Below are 15,789 nucleotides of genomic sequence, written 5' to 3' on the forward strand. Positions count from 1 at the left end.
TATCATTAACTTGAATTTAGTTGATTACTTTATAAATAAAGACATCGAAATCATCTCGATGTCTTACAATCCACAACTTAAATAACTATGATTTGTGGCCACTTTATATTTTCTTCTGAATAAACTCGTTGTAAATACTGTAAGTCAATTGTGCATACAATTTTTAGATTTGAAATGCTGTAGAGATGATTGACAACACGTAGAGAACGCATTGTCTTAATAAGTTAATTGTCTCTTGATCGTCTGCTAACCTCCAGCTTCACTTTCTCACACCACATAATATACATTTCAGCATACATCACTCCATACTCTGCAGTTACAAAGTCACCGATAAGAAACTCTTCATCTCGATTATTATCCTGTTGCCATTTTCGAGTGGCTTCAAGAACTCTTTGTTCTCTTTCAATAATAGAATCAAGAAGATGTATGATTTCTTTTCCAGAGAGTAAATGAAACGCACTTGCCCGAAGTAAAAATTCATCTTTGATTTTTGCTGGTTTAATCTTATCACTCAAGAGCCAATGTAAAAGGTGTTCTTCACCTTTTTGAGTAATCGTGTAAAGCTTTTTATTTGGACTCCCTTCTTGATATATATAAGTGGACCTTATCCATTCTTCACGCTCCATCTTATTCAGTTCTGTATAAATCTGAGAATGGGTAGAACTCCAAAAATAAATCATTCTTTCCTTAAAAATCGTGTATAGTTCATATCCTGTTTGGGGTTTTTTTGAAATTAAACCTAGTAAAGCATATTTTAAACCCATTTCTATCATCCTTTCTTCCTTGAGAGAAAATTACGACTCAATAGTATTGAAAATCTTACTTAAATCAGGTATATTCTATATGTCAAAAATGACATATGTCACTTTAATAAGGAGGTTTCATGAAAAAAAATATATTTTTATTAATGTTCATTCAACTCTTTACTTATTTAGGATTTGGAATGATCATTCCTATCATGCCTGAAATGATCGATGATTTGAATGTTAACATCATACATCTTGGTGGTTTATTAGCTGTTCATTCATTTATTTCTTTTCTAACAGCACCGATTTGGGGCTTAATGGCTGATCAGTATGGGCGAAAGCGATTAATCATAATCGGTTTAATCGGTTACGCATTTTCTTTCACTTTATTTGGACTAGCAATCAATCATTTGGTTGGACTATATGTTGCAAGAATAATGAGTGGTTTTTTTTCCAGTGCCTTGTATACCGCGACAATTTCCTATGTTGCAGACCACACCACTTATGAAAATCGAACGAAATACATGGGGTTTCTCGGCATTAGCATCGGTCTAGGTTTTATACTCGGACCTTCTATAGGTGGATTACTAAGTGTTTTTGGTTTAGCAGTGCCTTTTTTTTCTTCTGCAATCATTCTTGTATGCCTAACTTTGTTAACCTGGGCGAGACTATCGGAATCTCACGAGTATGTTCAAGACAGTATGAAAGAAAGATTTTCTGTCCGAAAACAGTGGACTTGGATTAACCAAGTAAAAATTCTTCCACTCCTTCTCTTCACCTTCATAGCCACTTTATTAATGGCCGGATTAGAATCCATATTCCAACTGTATGAAATTGATCGAGTTGGAATTTCGCCACTCCAAATGGGTTTACTATTCATGTTCAGCGGGTTAGTAGATGCGTTGGTTCAAGGTATGATTATACCTTCAATTAAACCAGGTGATGAATCTCGTTGGGTGGTATTTGGACAAATCGCATCGGGCATTGCATTGTTCCTTATACCATTTGCATCTTCTCTATGGACAGCAGGAATGTGTCTCGCATTATTTACTGGTGGGAATGCATTGGTACGAACCTGTGTCATTTCATTGATTACTTTGCATGCAGGAACACGTCAAGGTGTGGCGTCCGGAATCAGTTACTCACTAGACAGTATCGGTCGAATCATTGGTCCTTTGCTGTTCACTTGGACACTTAGTATTCATTCAGTTGGAACGTTTATTATCTTAAGTTTCATTACGTTCGTCAGTATTATATTAATCGTCCACTATAAAAAATCTAACTCTCAATTTGTTACAGTATCTTAAACCATAATTATATAAAGGAGATTTTTTTATGTTTCAAACCCTATATTCTATTCATGCAAGTGTTTGGCTTTTGTTAATCATCAGTTTTTTCATCACATATTTTGTTACGAATCGAAACATTTCAAAAATGATTTTTAGAACTCTCGCATTACTCATGCTTGGTACAGGAATATCTATGCTTTACCTTATGAATTTCCCTTTGACTTTTTTGGTAAAAGGAATGCTTGCGGTGTTACTAGTAACTTCAATGGAATTATTGATTGCAAGAAAAATTAGACATCGATCTACGACATTCATCTGGATCATATTCGTCTTGACACTAACAGTAATTTTATTGCTAGGATTTAATATAATTTCGTTATAATTCATGTCAAGTTTATGAAGCAACAATAGCATGTCACAGGCTCAATAAGACTGTGAAAATGTTTTGAAGAAAAGAAATCTAACGTGCTTATTTGTTCATTAGTAGTGAATACGTATGAAAAAAAGTGAGGGGAAAATGATTTTTAGAGATACCAAAAAAATTTTAGTGATGCTCTTTCTTATAAGAAGAATAATTACCAAAAAAGAAACGGCTAAAGATGGAGAAAAATTAAGGGAGTCGCTCCAATCTCTTGGAGGCGCGTTCATTAAACTGGGACAATTCATGAGTTTAAGAAAAGATTTTTTCTCTACCAACGTTAGAAAAGAATTAGAGTTATTACAAGACAACGGTAAAGAAGAAGATATGCAAACTATGCTTACTATTTTGGAGAATGAATGGGGACAACCTGTACATGAAGTGCTAAAAGATATTGATTCTACGCCAATTGGGACTGCCTCGATCGGTCAAGTTTATCGGGGCATACTACATTCAAATGAAATAGTAGCAATCAAAATTAAAAAACCGAATATTGATCGTGAAATCGTTCGCGACATTAAACGGTTAAAAGTTATGACAGCATGGGTAGAACGTTTAACTAAGCCATCCTCTTCTTTTTCATTTACGAAGATTCTTGAAGACTTCTCAGAATCTTTGTTAAAGGAACTAGATTTTAGACAAGAGGCTTCTTACGCTGATATGTTTGCGGCACAAAATCAATCATCAACTATACAAGTACCTCGGGTTTATCATAACTTTTCCACCACCCATGTATTGGTAATGGAGTACATGAAGGGGGAGAAAATTGCTGATTTCCCTCATTTATCAACAGATATAAAACAGCAACTAGCAATGGAATTTGCTAGAGACTTATTTCATCAAATTTTCATCAGTGGTTATTTTCATGGCGATCCTCATCCAGGAAATATTTTAGTTCATAAAGGCAACCTAGTCTATTTGGATTTCGGTAATATGGGCCATCTGTACGCTCCCACTAGACTGTGGATGAACAAAATTCTTTTCAGTTTAATGAATGAAGATTTTGACCGCTTATCAGATGTTGTAAGTGAAGAAATATTATTGGAACCCGCTGAAAAAAGAAAACTAACTCTTGATTTGGCTATATTTTCCGAAAAATACGTGAAATCTCAGATTCAAAAAATAAATCTCGGTTCTGTTTTTTTAGATTTGATGACTTTACTTAAACAATACTCCATATATGTTCCGCCAGAGATGATTCAAGTAGGGAACGTACTTGCTAAAGCTGAAGGAACAATTACGCTGCTACACCCTAAATTGACTTTAGCAGATATGATACATTCGCTTGGAAAACAAATGATGAAAGAGAAGTACGGATTTACTTCTCTTTCAAAAAAACAATCAGTGAATCAAGATGAAATATATCAGATGCTAACTGAATTACCTGTTCACCTTCATCGTATAGTCAAAAACTTATCTATGGGTTCAACTCCAGTGACAGTTCGAGTACAAACCGAAAAAACATTATTAAAAAAAATCGATCGAATGATGAATCTCTTTACATTCGGTCTGATTCTACTAAGTTTCAGTATTATTTCGACAGGGATTATTCTAAGCTTAAAGTTAACCAATAGCACTCTATTATCCGGCGATCACGCAGTTTTGCTCGGTCTAACATCAAGTTTGATAGTAACTTTAGTATTTGTAGGAATGATGATATCGTACGTAGGAAAACATAGGTAAGATAATCATTAATCCCCCAAGCATAAAATGAACTGCACCTCCGCTTATTAGATGTGTCTAACAAGCAGGGTGCAGTTCATTTTGCTGATGAATGGTTTCTGTGAAGGCGTATGACTTACATCATTCCGCCCATTCCACCCATGCCGCCCATGTCAGGCATTGCAGGAGCGTCTTTTTCTGGCTTGTCTGCGATGACAGCCTCTGTTGTGAGGAACATCGCTGAGACAGATGCTGCGTTTTGAAGTGCTGAACGCGTCACTTTCGCTGGGTCGACGATACCATGTGCGATCATGTCGACGTATTCGCCAGTTGCCGCGTTGTATCCGACACCGACTGACTCGTTCTTGAGCTTCTCGACGATGACCGAACCTTCTTCACCCGCGTTTTCCGCGATTTGACGGACCGGTGCTTCGAGGGCACGAAGGACGAGTTTGACACCAGTTGCTTCATCCGCTGTCACTTCTGCAAGCAACGCACGAACAGCTGGGATGACGTTGATGAGTGATGTACCACCACCCGCAACGATTCCTTCTTCAACAGCCGCACGTGTCGCGTTGAGTGCGTCTTCGATGCGGAGTTTACGCTCTTTGAGCTCTGTCTCCGTAGCTGCACCGACTTTCACGACGGCTACGCCACCTGCGAGTTTTGCGAGACGCTCTTGGAGTTTTTCACGGTCGAAGTCAGACGTTGTCTCTTCGATTTGGTTGCGGATCGTTTGAACGCGTGCTTTGATTGTTTCTTCGTTCCCTGCACCTTCGACGACAGTCGTTGTGTCTTTTGTGACGACGACTTTCGATGCGCGACCGAGCATATCGAGTGATGCTGATTTGAGGTCGAGACCGAGGTCTTCTGTGATGACTTGACCACCTGTGAGTGTCGCGAGGTCTTCAAGCATCGCTTTACGACGGTCACCGAATCCTGGTGCTTTGACGGCTACCGCGTTGAACGTACCACGGAGTTTGTTCAAGACGAGTGTCGCGAGGGCATCGCCTTCGATATCTTCTGCAACGATCAAGATCGGTTTCCCTTGTTGCACGACTTGCTCGAGTACTGGGATGATCTCTTGAATGTTCGAAATCTTCTTGTCTGTGATCAAGATGTACGGGTTGTCGAGTGACGCTTCCATCTTGTCAGAGTCTGAGATCATGTATGGTGACAAGTAGCCACGGTCGAACTGCATCCCTTCGACGACGTCGAGTTCTGTCGTGAAGCCGCGTGATTCTTCGATTGTGATAACACCGTCGTTACCGACGCGCTCCATCGCTTCTGCGATCAATTCGCCGACTTCTTCGTCCGCTGCTGAGATGGCTGCGACTTGTGCGATTGCTTCTTTTGACTCGATTGGTTTTGAAATCAATTTCAATTCTTCGAGTGCACGACGAACCGCTTTGTCGATTCCTTTACGAAGGATCATCGGGTTCGCGCCCGCTGTAACGTTCTTGAGCCCTTCACGAATCATCGCTTGCGCGAGGACTGTCGCTGTTGTCGTACCGTCCCCTGCGACTTCGTTTGTCTTCGACGCGACTTCCGCAACGAGTTTCGCACCCATGTTTTCGAATCGGTCTTCGAGTTCGATTTCTTTCGCGATTGTCACGCCATCGTTCGTGATGAGTGGTGAACCGAATTTCTTCTCGAGGACGACGTTACGTCCTTTTGGTCCAATCGTTACTTTGACTGCGTCAGCGAGTGCGTCGACGCCGCGAAGCATCGCGTGACGTGCATCTTCTGAGAATTTGATATCTTTTGCCATCGTTCATTTCCCCCTAAAAAAGTTTTTGAATAATGGTGCTTAGCCTACGATTGCGAGAATGTCGCTCTCGCGAACGATTAAGTACTCTTTTCCATCATGCTTCACTTCGGTACCTGCGTACTTCGAGTAGATGACCAAATCATTTTCTTTCACGTCGAGAGCGATACGCTCGCCTTGGTCTGTCACGCGGCCCGTTCCGACTGCGATGACTTTCCCTTGTTGCGGCTTTTCTTTCGCCGTATCAGGAAGCACGATGCCCCCGATCGTCTTTTCTTCTTTCTCCACGACTTCGATGATGACACGATCGCCTAGTGGTTTTAACATGGAAAAACCCTCCTCCGAATATGAATGATGTAATGTGTATCGTAAGGTTTTAGCACTCAGTTAAAAGGAGTGCTAACATTGATAAGTGTAGTATGGGACGATTAAAAAATCAAGTGGGGAACATCAAAAAATGCTCCTACTCGCGGTCAAGAGAACTTATTTGTTACAATGAGAAAAAGGTAGGTTCATTCTTATGATTAAGGACGTGTTGAATTGGCTACATTAAACTCAAACCAATCGATAAATACCCGTTTTTCGATGGCGCCTAACATTCGTCTCCGGCACCTCACCCCGATTTTACTATATGCGTTCGTCCAACTGTTTCCGCTCGTGATTAGCGAAGTGCGACCGGAATGGTTAACAGAAACGTTCGTCGGGCTCTGGCTCGCCATCGGATTCGGTGTGACGATTGTTCTGTCGATTTTACTCATCTGGCCGGACTTGAAACAATACAAGGCGCAAGGCATCCAGTCGAACTTGAACGACACGGTCAAATGGATCGGCCTCGGGATTTTGATGCAATATGGACTTGTCATCGTGGCGAACTTGATTGAGACGGCCATCTCTGGTGAACTGGTCGAGTCGATGAACACACAAAATATTGCCGAGATGGTGGAAGTCATTCCACTCATGATTTTGCCGGTCGTCTTGCTCGGACCGATTATCGAAGAGATTCTCTTCCGCCATATTTTGTTCGGAAACTTGAACGCTCGCTTCGGATTTTGGATTGCCTTTGGGGTCAGTTCGATCCTATTCGCGCTCATCCACCAAGACAATCGGTTCCTCGTGTATATCGCGATGAGCTTCGCGTTCTCATACGCGTATGCGAAAACGAGACGATTAATCGTGCCAATCGCCATCCACGCGTTCAACAACGCGCTCGTGATGCTCGTACTATTTTTAATGTAGAAATGAGGTGGCAGTTATGCCGCGACAATTAAAAGTGATGTTGCTCTTTAGTCTCTCGTTCGGTGTGTTGTTCACCGTCCTCGCGTACTTCTCGGTACAAGAGTATGGGTTCAGCTTCTGGACGTACTTCATCATCGCCGTCGCCGCTTACGACTTTTTCAAAGTGTATCAAATCTTGGCACTCGCCCGAAAAGTCAAAAAAGAAGGCACGGACAAATCCGCATAACGAAACCCCGAGTCTTACGAGCTCGGGGTTTTACTTATGGTTGTAACTTTCGATTGATCCTGTATTTCCTCTTGATAGACACTCCGAATGAGTAGTCCACGCAGACCGAACACCACACCTAATAATACATAAATGGCATCAATCAATGAAACCTGTGGTTCATCCATGAAGAAATTGATGATAACGCCAATGACCAGCAAACCGTAAATCGTGATGCTCATGAGTGTCGCATCGACTTGTCTCATGATTCTCTTCGTCACCTTTTCCTCAAGCTTTTCAATTTCTTCGTGTCGATAACCATAGATTGTGAATCCTAGACCCACGATTGTTATGCTAAGAAACACACCATCCCATAGCGCGAACAGAAACAGTCCTACAAAAAAGATCATGAACCCAATGAGTAACTTCTTACGCACCATACCCCTCCTTACGACGGAATCCATAGTTTTGCAAAATCAAAATAACCGAACAAGTCGACACAGACGTCCTTTAGCTCGACCGGGAACGGAATCGTCCGCTCCTCATTATAGAGCGGGATGAAGTACGACTTTTCTTTCAACTCGCGCTCAATCTTGCGGTGCAGGGGCAACCAGTCCTCAAACGGCAAGTCGTCATACCGTTCGATCCGTTCCGCCATCCCCTCGATATAAGGGAACACTTTATGCGGAGGCGAGTACTCGTTCGTCATAAACTGTTCGAACCCGAGCGTCACGTTCCGTTCGAACACTTCCCCGTGAACGACCAGGTCGACGTATTCATAATACGTTTTGTCGTGAATCGAATCTTTGAAACTGATGGGTACGAACTCATAGGCAATCCCATGACGCGTCAACATCTCGGCAATCCAATCGGTCGTATCGTTCGTATAGTCCGTCTGTTTGATTCGTATCGGACGGTCGAACGTGACGGGTGCCCCTTTTGGAACATCATACGTCTCACTCAGCAAACCGAGAAAACCTCTGTCGTTCGGTGTTCTTCGCTCATTCAACGTCCCGATTTCCGGACGAATCTCCGCAATCAAGCGATGCATATAATGCCTCGCCTCTTCATTCGCGAACACACTATGCGGATGACTGTTTAAGATGACAAGCCCGAATCCGGACGGTGTCGAGATCAGTCCGGTCTCCTTGGAATCCCGCGACGAGATTCGATACGTCGGGTCATATCCGTCCGGCACTTTGATGAACTCGACCCGGTCCAGGAGCGCCCGTACCCCAAAGTAATTCTCAAAGGCGAGAAGGACCGTCTTCTCCTTGTCGTGGCGATCCAATTGAAACGGACCCGTCCCGACGCTCCCTTTCGCGATGCTCGTATGAATCATCGACAGTTTCGGGATGTAGGAATTTCGGCGCCGGTCGAGCGTGACATCGACGCGATACGTGCCGTTCGATGCGATGTGCCGGACGTGCCGGTACATATAGCGATACACATCCGACTGAACGAGTGTGCGTAAACTCTTCGTCACGTCTTTACTCGTCATGAGCGATCCGTCATGAAAACGGACGCCTTTCCGAAGAAACAAGACGAGCGTACTTCCTTGCCATTCGTAATGATGGGCGAGCTCTCCTGTGACCTCTCCGGACGCGTCAATCATGAAGAGACGATTGAATACGTTTTGGACGAGGTGGGCGCTATGAATGTCAGCCGCCTCAAGCGGATGTGTCGTTAAAAAGTGACGACGGCGCGGAATGATGAGCGCATCGCTCGATGTTTGGACGTAACCGAACTTCTTCTCAAGCTGGCGCATGAAGCGCCCTGCCTGCGCAGGCGACCAGTCCCATTCGAGCTGACTCGTCACCGCCTCGACCGACTCTTTCTCCATGCGTTCGAGTAGCTGTTTCGCCAAGTCGCGCTCCACGTGTCGCAGCCATTCAAGTCGCGTCAAATTCCCGCGACCGCGTCCGCTCGTATACGTGAGCCATCCTTCCTCTTGCCATCGTGCCAAATGACGCTTCGTCTGCTTCGGGCTTAAATGGATAGCTTCCGCCATATCAGAAATCGTGTACGCCCCGTCCCGACACTCTTTCCACAATCGAAATAAATATGCATCCACGTCGCATCCCCCTAAAAGTGGACATCTTTTCCCCATATCGTCCATTTTTCAAATCCATTGTCTTGTTTATCATACAGGTACAGAATGGAAGGTGACAAGATGAAATGGAAAGATATACCTAAGCCAATTAAAGTTCGACTCGTGACATCATTTTTCAATCGTTCGGTCTCATTCGCCATCATGCCGTTCATGGCACTTCTCTTTGTCAAAGCGTTTAACGAATGGATTGCGGGCGTCTTCTTAGTCTCGCTCGTCTGTCTCGGATACGTCATCGGGTTAATTGGGGGATACCTCGCTGATAAATTTTCACGGAAGCGACTCCTCGTGTTGACGGCTAGCCTCACAGCATCGATGTTTCTCGTCATGACACTCAGTCTCCAGTTCGACCAGATGATCGTCTTCATGATCGCCTATACGATCTTCACGGTCACAAATAACCTCGGTCGGCCGGCGATGAGCGCGATCATCATCGATGCGACGACGCCGGAGAACCGAAAAGCCGTATACGCGCTCGATTACTGGTTGATCAACTTATCGATCACTATTGGGACGGCGCTCGGAGGCTGGCTCTATGTCAGCAATCAGCTGTTACTATTTTGGATTTTGACGTTCACGTCGAGCATGTTGCCGATCGCGTACGCCATTTTCCTCGAAGACACGAAACGGACGTGGACCTCTCAAAAGCTTCGCCTCGTCTTCGTCGACGTGTTCCAAAGTTATCAAATTGCCTGGCGTGACCGTCCTTTCGTCAAAGTCGTCTTCGGCTCGATGTGTATCCTCGCCGCTGAGTTCTCGATGGGTAGTTATGTCGCGGTCCGACTCGCCGATTCATTTGAACCGCTCTCGATTGAATCATGGACGATCAACGGGGTGCGGATGATGAGTCTCATTCAAATCGAGAACACGCTCATCGTCGTCGCGTTGACGTTCTTCATTCAACGTCTCGCCTCCCGTCTCTCAAACAAGCACACGCTTCTCGGCGGGCTCGCGTTGTACACAATCGGCTACGCGGTCATCACGAGCGCGAATTCGATGATGCTCCTCCTCGGCTTCATGCTGATTGCCACGTTCGGAGAATTGTTGTACTCTCCGGTGTTAAATACGGAGAAGGCGAACATGATGCCAGAAGACCGACGTGGTGCGTATTCAGCATTTGCCGGGACGTCGTTCGCCGGTGCCGACTTCTTATCACGTTCGACGATTTTGATCGGATCGCTTCTCACACCGTTCATGATGAGCGTCTATATCGGACTGTTGGTCAGCTTCGGCTGCTTCCTCGTCTATAGCGGCATCTATGTAAAAGAAAAGCTCGTCCTACGACGAGCGGTTTCTTAAATAAAACCCATCCTTTCTCATGCGAAGGGATGGGTTTTAGTCGAGCTGTTCTTCGTGCATCGCATAAATCAATGTCAACGCCCGGATACAAAAGATTGTCGAGAATCCGTAGATGCTCAGCTCGAGCAATGAAATAGAAGGTTCTTGTAAACCGAGTGAGACGGCATAGCCTACGAAGCAAAGCAAGATGACGAGTGTGATCGTCCATTCATCCGACTTCCGCTTTATCTTTTCGGCTAACGCCTTGTCTTCTTTCTCGACACGTTCCCGTTGCCAAAAGTAAAAGAACAAGGCATACATCGCAAATGAGATTCTCGGAACGTCACCTAAAAGTAAATCAAAGATGATGAGACCTAAAAATAGATATGTCCCCAACTGATAGCCACTCTGCATGTGAAGACGCGAACGAAGTGGTCCATTTGCCCCCCACTTCATAACCCGATCACAGCCACAGTCAACCCACCGTAGACGAATCCGAGTACGATGGCACTGATGGCCATTCGTTTATATTGTGGATATTGATACAGCGCAATCGCCCCACCGACGACGTGAACAAACGCGACGATGAACGTCAAAATCGGAAAAAGCATAGCAAACCTCTTTTCTTTTTAGGAAATCATGGAAACAAATCCATTTTCCGATATACTAGAGTCCGAACTTATTATAACAATTATGGATAGGGAGTTGAAATCCGATGAATGTGTCACGCATGGATTTGACGACGGAAGAAATGCAGCTCGTCAATAGCGAAGTCGAGAAGCGCAAGCGCAGCTTACTCGTCGCGTACTTACTTTGGTTTTTCCTCGGTGCACTCGGTGCACATCGCTTTTATTTCAAAAAGATTGGGTCAGGAATTGCGATGGTCCTCCTCGTCGTCTTGACGCTCGGTTTCGGTGCCATCATCACAGGAATCTGGGCACTCGTCGATGCGTTTCTCATGCCAGGTTGGCAACAGCGCGAAGTCGAACAAATCGAACGTGAGACGATCGAGCTACTGCAAACACGCTCTGACCGCTACACAGGGTTCTAATCAAAAAAGACGATCGAGGCTACTCGCCCCGATCGTTTTTAGTGTTCTTTTAAGTAAAATGCAAAATCTCGTGTCTTCCGTTCTTTCACCGCGTAATGAATCCATAGCCACGCCAACCCTTCTAGTTCACGGGCAAGCTTCAACCCATGGAGCGGATGCGTATCGAAGCCGATCTTGTTCGATAACTCGACGACAATCCGTACCGCTTCTTCATCATCTCCTGCGACGAACATGACAGAACCGTCCGGGTTGCCTAAATTCTCGACACCCGTCTGGTTGAACGCTTTGATGACTTTCGTATCGGGAACGAGTCTCTGCAAATACTCCGCGCCCGACACCCCATCAGGGCGCTCGACTTCGTTAAACTCGATGGCGATTGGATTCGTCACATCAATCAACACTTTCCCATTCAGTCCATCAAGTGTCGGCAGCAGATCGACCGCTGCCGCAAAAGGCGTACAGAGCAGGAGCACATCGCTTGCTGAGGCGACTTCTTGTAACGTCAACGTCCCTTCCCGCTCCGTACGTGTTCCGTACAACACCTCATAACCGGCCTGTTCGAATTGCTCCCCGAGCGTGCGCCCGACTTTCCCGGCACCTAAGATTCCGAGTTTCATGTCTCACAACTCCTCGTCTGTCCGTGTGACCGTTCCTCCATACTCTTCTGCGAGCCCGTCTAAAATCGATGGATCGAATTCCTCCCCGATGGCCATGACACCTGTCTGACCGGGTTCGATATTACCGACCGTCCGTTTGAATGTATCTTGAATGCCTTGCATATGCTTCACGTCTTTCGTGCCACCGATGAGACCACCTGTGAGTGTTCCGAACAGGATTCCGAACGGACCTCCGAGGATCCCAACCGCCATCCCGATGAGCGCACCTTTCGTCGATTTGTTGACGGGTGCGAGCTGCGCCGCATCCTCAAACGAGAACGCCCCGTTTTCTTCACGCTTGATGACGACCAATTGTTCAAAACCGACGAGCCCATCCGAATGGTACTTTTTCAGTTTACTGAACGCCTGATACGAGATCGCCTCTTCCGGGAACGTGAACGTGACGATGTGATACGGTTGTTTTTCCTTTTTAGCCATGAAAAATTCCTCCTCTAAGGTAAAAAATACGACGCGCACTTACCCTATCTCTTTTCCCTGCTTTTCCGTAAAAAAACCTAGTCCATAGACTAGGTTCAGGTCGGTCGTTTTTCATTCAACTCGTAGTGCGAATACGGTACACAGAGCGGTGTCCCATATAGCGGGTCTTCGGTCACGACGACCTTGAGACCGAATACGTCTTTCATGAACGTCTCGTCGACGACATCGTTCGGACTGCCTTCTCGATACACGTTACCACCTGCTAGTGCGATGACATGATCGGCATAGCGACAAGCGAGATGGAGGTCATGAAGTACCATGATGATCGTCTTTCCTTCCAATCGGTTCAAGCGATACATCAAATCCAAAATCTCGATTTGATGCGACATATCCAAGTATGTTGTCGGTTCATCGAGCAAAATCGTCTCCGACTCTTGGGCAAGTGCCAACGCAATCCACACCCGTTGCTTTTGTCCACCGGAAAGATTGCTGACGAGCGTGTCACGGAGCGACACCGTATCCGTGAAGGCGAGTGCCCGCTCAACCGCACGTTCATCGTCTTCCGAGTATCGTTTGAAAAACGTCTGATACGGATAACGACCGAATCGGACGAGTTGTTCGACGGTCAATCCATCCGGTGCCACGTTCACTTGCGGCATGAATGCCATAAGTCGAGCCGCCTCTTTCGCGTGATACGAATCAAGCGGTTTTTCCCGAAATGCAATCTCTCCGCTTAATGCATCCCGTTGGCGCGCGAGCGTCGAGAGGAGCGTTGACTTCCCACATCCGTTCGCCCCGAGAAGAACGGTGATTTTTCCATGGGGAATGGAGAACGATAAATGATCGAGCACCGTCTTCTGTTCATATCCGATGGTCACTTGTTTCAAATCAAATGTGTTCATCTCATGCTTCCTTTCATCATCCGTCGAAGTAAATAGAAGAAATACGGTGCTCCGATGACAGCCGTCATCACCCCGGTCCGTAGCTCGTACGGATAAAAAATAGTCCGGGCGAGTACGTCCGCCAACACCACGATTGTTGACCCAACAAGAAGCGTCGCCCAGACGTAAGGGAGCTTCAATCCTTGACGGGCGATATGAGGTGCCATCAATCCGACAAACCCGATCGCGCCGACGAAGGCGACACCAATCCCGGCGAGTAGACACGATAGCAATAGCGTTCCACGCTGAATCCCGCGTACCGGAACGCCGATGCTCGTCGCCGTCGCCTCACTGATATGGAGCGGGCGCACGTGACGTTCAATCAAAAAGGCCGCCAATAAAAAGAGGAGCACGAACGGCACCATGATCTTCAATTGATTCCACGTCGCGGCGTACACAGTACCGGTAAGCCATTGTTGGATATCGTTCTTCCGATAGACGTTCGAGGCGAGCATCATGAACTGAACAATCCCTTGCGAGAAGATGCTGATTCCAATCCCGACGAGGGCAAGACGGACGGGTGGAACTCCACGTTTTAATAAATAAAAGAGGAACATGCCGACAATGATTGCCCCTAGAAACGAGGCAATCGGGATATAAGCGAGCGGGACCGACAGTTGGTTCGTTCGCTCATCCGTGAAGACGGTGAAAAACGTGGCTGTCGCAACTCCGGCGCCACCGACAATCCCGAAAATCTCTGGGGAGGCCAATTCATTTTTAATCGTCAGTTGTAACAAATGGCCACTGACGGCGAGACTCGCACCGGCAGTCATGGCCATCAACACGCGTGGCATCCGAAACTCGAAGACGACGAGCTGTTCGAACGCATCCCCCGCTCCGACGAACAAAGCAGCGAGCGAAGCCGGGCTTAGGAACGTGTCGCCGATTGCGAGCCCGAAATAGATTGACAGGAGTAACCCTGTGATCAGTAGGAGGGTCAACTCGATTTCACGCTTTCGGAGCGTGAACGAGACGGGACCTTTTCGAAAGCGATATGTTTTCATGATTTAAAGACTCCTTGTCTGACACTGACGAGATAGATGAAGAATGCCCCACCGACGACCGCGAGCACGACGCCCACCGTCACTTCACGTGGGAACAGGATGACTCGTCCTAAAATATCGGCCGCAAGCAACAGGACGCTTCCGATCAGGGCACTGCCTGCGAGACGAGCGAAAAAGGCCGTTCCGAACACATATTTCGCCAAATGGGGAGCGAGCAGGCCGACAAATGCAATCGGTCCTGCGAGCGCCACCCCGAATGCGGAGAGCACGACAGCTAGTGTCACCGCGAGAAACTTGATGACACCGACATTTTGTCCGAGCGAACGTGCGACCTGATCTCCGAGCGATAACGTCTCAAGCTCTTTACTGAGAAGCAGGACGAGCACGACCGCCCCCATCATCCATGGCAATAAGACCTCGACAAGACTGAGCGAACGTCCAGCGACCGACCCGGTCAACCAGAACAGTACCTCATCGAGCGCTCCTTCCTCATAAGCGATAATCGACTGAGTGAATGAGCTGAATAGAGCAGCGAGCGATGCACCCGCAAGTGTCATATACATGACGTTCCCACCATTCGCACTTAGCAGATACACAATCACACCGGCGATAAACGCTCCGATGAGCGAAGCTGTCGTGAATGAAGCGATACTGCTAAACCCAAAAAGGGTCACGAGCACGATGGCCAGGCTCGCACCTGCGTTCACAGCCAAAATATCGGGAGATGCGAGCGGGTTACGCGTCACGAGTTGAAAGATGAGACCGGCGAGACCGAGCACACTGCCAACGAGTAACGCCACGATTGTACGTGGGATGCGATTGTCTGCTAATGCAATCATCGCCTGTGATGAACCATTCGCTTGAAATGTCATCACATCTTCATGACTGACTACGATGACACCGACACGTAAGCTGACATAACTTAAAATTGGTAAGCAAATGATCAAGAAAAGTAATTTGATCCAAGGTTTTTTCATGTCCTCACTT

19 protein-coding genes are annotated in these 15,789 nt (G+C 46.2%); 7 read left to right on the top strand and 12 right to left on the bottom strand.

The annotated features are described in order from the left end of the window. Window positions 1–224 precede the first annotated feature (224 nt). On the bottom strand, window positions 225–764 hold the full coding sequence (locus tag KNO86_RS13245) for a PadR family transcriptional regulator (RefSeq protein ID WP_214697028.1): 540 nt from the start codon (window positions 762–764) through the stop codon (window positions 225–227). Between the two features lie 119 nt (window positions 765–883). On the opposite strand from KNO86_RS13245, the gene KNO86_RS13250 reads away from it, so the two are divergent. The 3 genes from KNO86_RS13250 (at window position 884) to KNO86_RS13260 (ending at window position 4,136) form a co-directional block, all read left to right on the top strand. After that, entirely contained in the window at window positions 884–2,053 is a 1,170-nt protein-coding gene (locus tag KNO86_RS13250) for an MFS transporter (RefSeq protein ID WP_214697030.1), read from the top strand. A 28-nt stretch (window positions 2,054–2,081) separates the two neighbouring features. Beyond that, entirely contained in the window at window positions 2,082–2,417 is a 336-nt protein-coding gene (locus KNO86_RS14850) for a DUF1516 family protein (RefSeq protein WP_214697031.1), read from the top strand. A 114-nt stretch (window positions 2,418–2,531) separates the two neighbouring features. Beyond that, window positions 2,532–4,136: an ABC1 kinase family protein gene (locus KNO86_RS13260; protein ID WP_214697032.1), complete on the top strand. Its 1,605-nt coding sequence runs from the start codon at window positions 2,532–2,534 to the stop codon at window positions 4,134–4,136. Window positions 4,137–4,251: 115 nt separating this feature from the next. On the opposite strand, the gene groL is transcribed toward KNO86_RS13260, so the two are convergent. Then, window positions 4,252–5,886: a chaperonin GroEL gene (gene groL, locus KNO86_RS13265; RefSeq protein WP_214697033.1), complete on the bottom strand. Its 1,635-nt coding sequence runs from the start codon at window positions 5,884–5,886 to the stop codon at window positions 4,252–4,254. 39 nt (window positions 5,887–5,925) lie between these two features. Further along, window positions 5,926–6,210: a co-chaperone GroES gene (groES, locus tag KNO86_RS13270; protein ID WP_074032569.1), complete on the bottom strand. Its 285-nt coding sequence runs from the start codon at window positions 6,208–6,210 to the stop codon at window positions 5,926–5,928. A 213-nt stretch (window positions 6,211–6,423) separates the two neighbouring features. On the opposite strand from groES, the gene KNO86_RS13275 reads away from it, so the two are divergent. Then, on the top strand, window positions 6,424–7,119 hold the full coding sequence (locus tag KNO86_RS13275; RefSeq protein WP_084156048.1) for a CPBP family intramembrane glutamic endopeptidase: 696 nt from the start codon (window positions 6,424–6,426) through the stop codon (window positions 7,117–7,119). Window positions 7,120–7,135: 16 nt separating this feature from the next. Beyond that, window positions 7,136–7,345, top strand: coding sequence for a YdiK family protein (locus tag KNO86_RS13280; protein WP_214697034.1), 210 nt, complete (start codon window positions 7,136–7,138; stop codon window positions 7,343–7,345). 14 nt (window positions 7,346–7,359) lie between these two features. Here KNO86_RS13280 and KNO86_RS13285 read toward each other — a convergent pair whose 3' ends face one another. Then, window positions 7,360–7,761 carry a hypothetical protein gene (locus tag KNO86_RS13285; protein WP_214697035.1) on the bottom strand — a complete coding sequence of 134 codons (402 nt, stop codon included), beginning with the start codon at window positions 7,759–7,761 and terminating at the stop codon, window positions 7,360–7,362. An 11-nt stretch (window positions 7,762–7,772) separates the two neighbouring features. After that, window positions 7,773–9,398 carry an ABC transporter substrate-binding protein gene (locus KNO86_RS13290; RefSeq protein WP_214697036.1) on the bottom strand — a complete coding sequence of 542 codons (1,626 nt, stop codon included), beginning with the start codon at window positions 9,396–9,398 and terminating at the stop codon, window positions 7,773–7,775. A gap of 99 nt (window positions 9,399–9,497) precedes the next feature. Between KNO86_RS13290 and KNO86_RS13295 the strand changes: the two genes are divergently transcribed. Beyond that, window positions 9,498–10,733: an MDR family MFS transporter gene (locus tag KNO86_RS13295; protein WP_214697037.1), complete on the top strand. Its 1,236-nt coding sequence runs from the start codon at window positions 9,498–9,500 to the stop codon at window positions 10,731–10,733. A gap of 36 nt (window positions 10,734–10,769) precedes the next feature. Here the strand turns inward: KNO86_RS13295 and KNO86_RS13300 are convergent, their stop codons facing one another. After that, the gene (locus KNO86_RS13300; protein WP_214697038.1) at window positions 10,770–11,168 is read right to left on the bottom strand and encodes a hypothetical protein; all 399 of its coding nucleotides are present in this window, start codon (window positions 11,166–11,168) and stop codon (window positions 10,770–10,772) included. Beyond that, the gene (locus KNO86_RS13305; RefSeq protein WP_015880595.1) at window positions 11,165–11,323 is read right to left on the bottom strand and encodes a hypothetical protein; all 159 of its coding nucleotides are present in this window, start codon (window positions 11,321–11,323) and stop codon (window positions 11,165–11,167) included. The genes KNO86_RS13300 and KNO86_RS13305 overlap by 4 nt, the downstream gene beginning before the upstream one ends. Before the next feature lie 104 nt (window positions 11,324–11,427). Here KNO86_RS13305 and KNO86_RS13310 point away from each other — a divergent pair, with 104 nt between their 5' ends. Next, complete coding sequence (locus KNO86_RS13310) at window positions 11,428–11,763, top strand: TM2 domain-containing protein (protein WP_214697039.1); 336 nt, start codon at window positions 11,428–11,430, stop codon at window positions 11,761–11,763. A 38-nt stretch (window positions 11,764–11,801) separates the two neighbouring features. Here KNO86_RS13310 and KNO86_RS13315 read toward each other — a convergent pair whose 3' ends face one another. From KNO86_RS13315 to KNO86_RS13335, 5 genes are all read right to left on the bottom strand, one after another. Beyond that, complete coding sequence (locus KNO86_RS13315; RefSeq protein WP_214697040.1) at window positions 11,802–12,380, bottom strand: NADPH-dependent F420 reductase; 579 nt, start codon at window positions 12,378–12,380, stop codon at window positions 11,802–11,804. 3 nt (window positions 12,381–12,383) lie between these two features. Continuing rightward, window positions 12,384–12,857: a hypothetical protein gene (locus KNO86_RS13320; protein ID WP_214697041.1), complete on the bottom strand. Its 474-nt coding sequence runs from the start codon at window positions 12,855–12,857 to the stop codon at window positions 12,384–12,386. A 95-nt stretch (window positions 12,858–12,952) separates the two neighbouring features. Beyond that, window positions 12,953–13,759, bottom strand: coding sequence for an ABC transporter ATP-binding protein (locus KNO86_RS13325; protein WP_214697042.1), 807 nt, complete (start codon window positions 13,757–13,759; stop codon window positions 12,953–12,955). Further along, window positions 13,756–14,802, bottom strand: a complete 1,047-nt coding sequence (locus KNO86_RS13330; protein ID WP_214697043.1) for a FecCD family ABC transporter permease — start codon at window positions 14,800–14,802, stop codon at window positions 13,756–13,758. Before KNO86_RS13330 ends, KNO86_RS13325 begins: the two co-directional genes overlap by 4 nt. Next, the gene (locus KNO86_RS13335) at window positions 14,799–15,779 is read right to left on the bottom strand and encodes a FecCD family ABC transporter permease (RefSeq protein WP_214697044.1); all 981 of its coding nucleotides are present in this window, start codon (window positions 15,777–15,779) and stop codon (window positions 14,799–14,801) included. The genes KNO86_RS13330 and KNO86_RS13335 overlap by 4 nt, the downstream gene beginning before the upstream one ends. Window positions 15,780–15,789: the final 10 nt, after the last annotated feature.

The sequence above is a fragment of the Exiguobacterium sp. s160 genome (genome assembly GCF_018617575.1).
In the GTDB taxonomy this organism is placed as follows: domain Bacteria; phylum Bacillota; class Bacilli; order Exiguobacteriales; family Exiguobacteriaceae; genus Exiguobacterium; species Exiguobacterium aestuarii_A.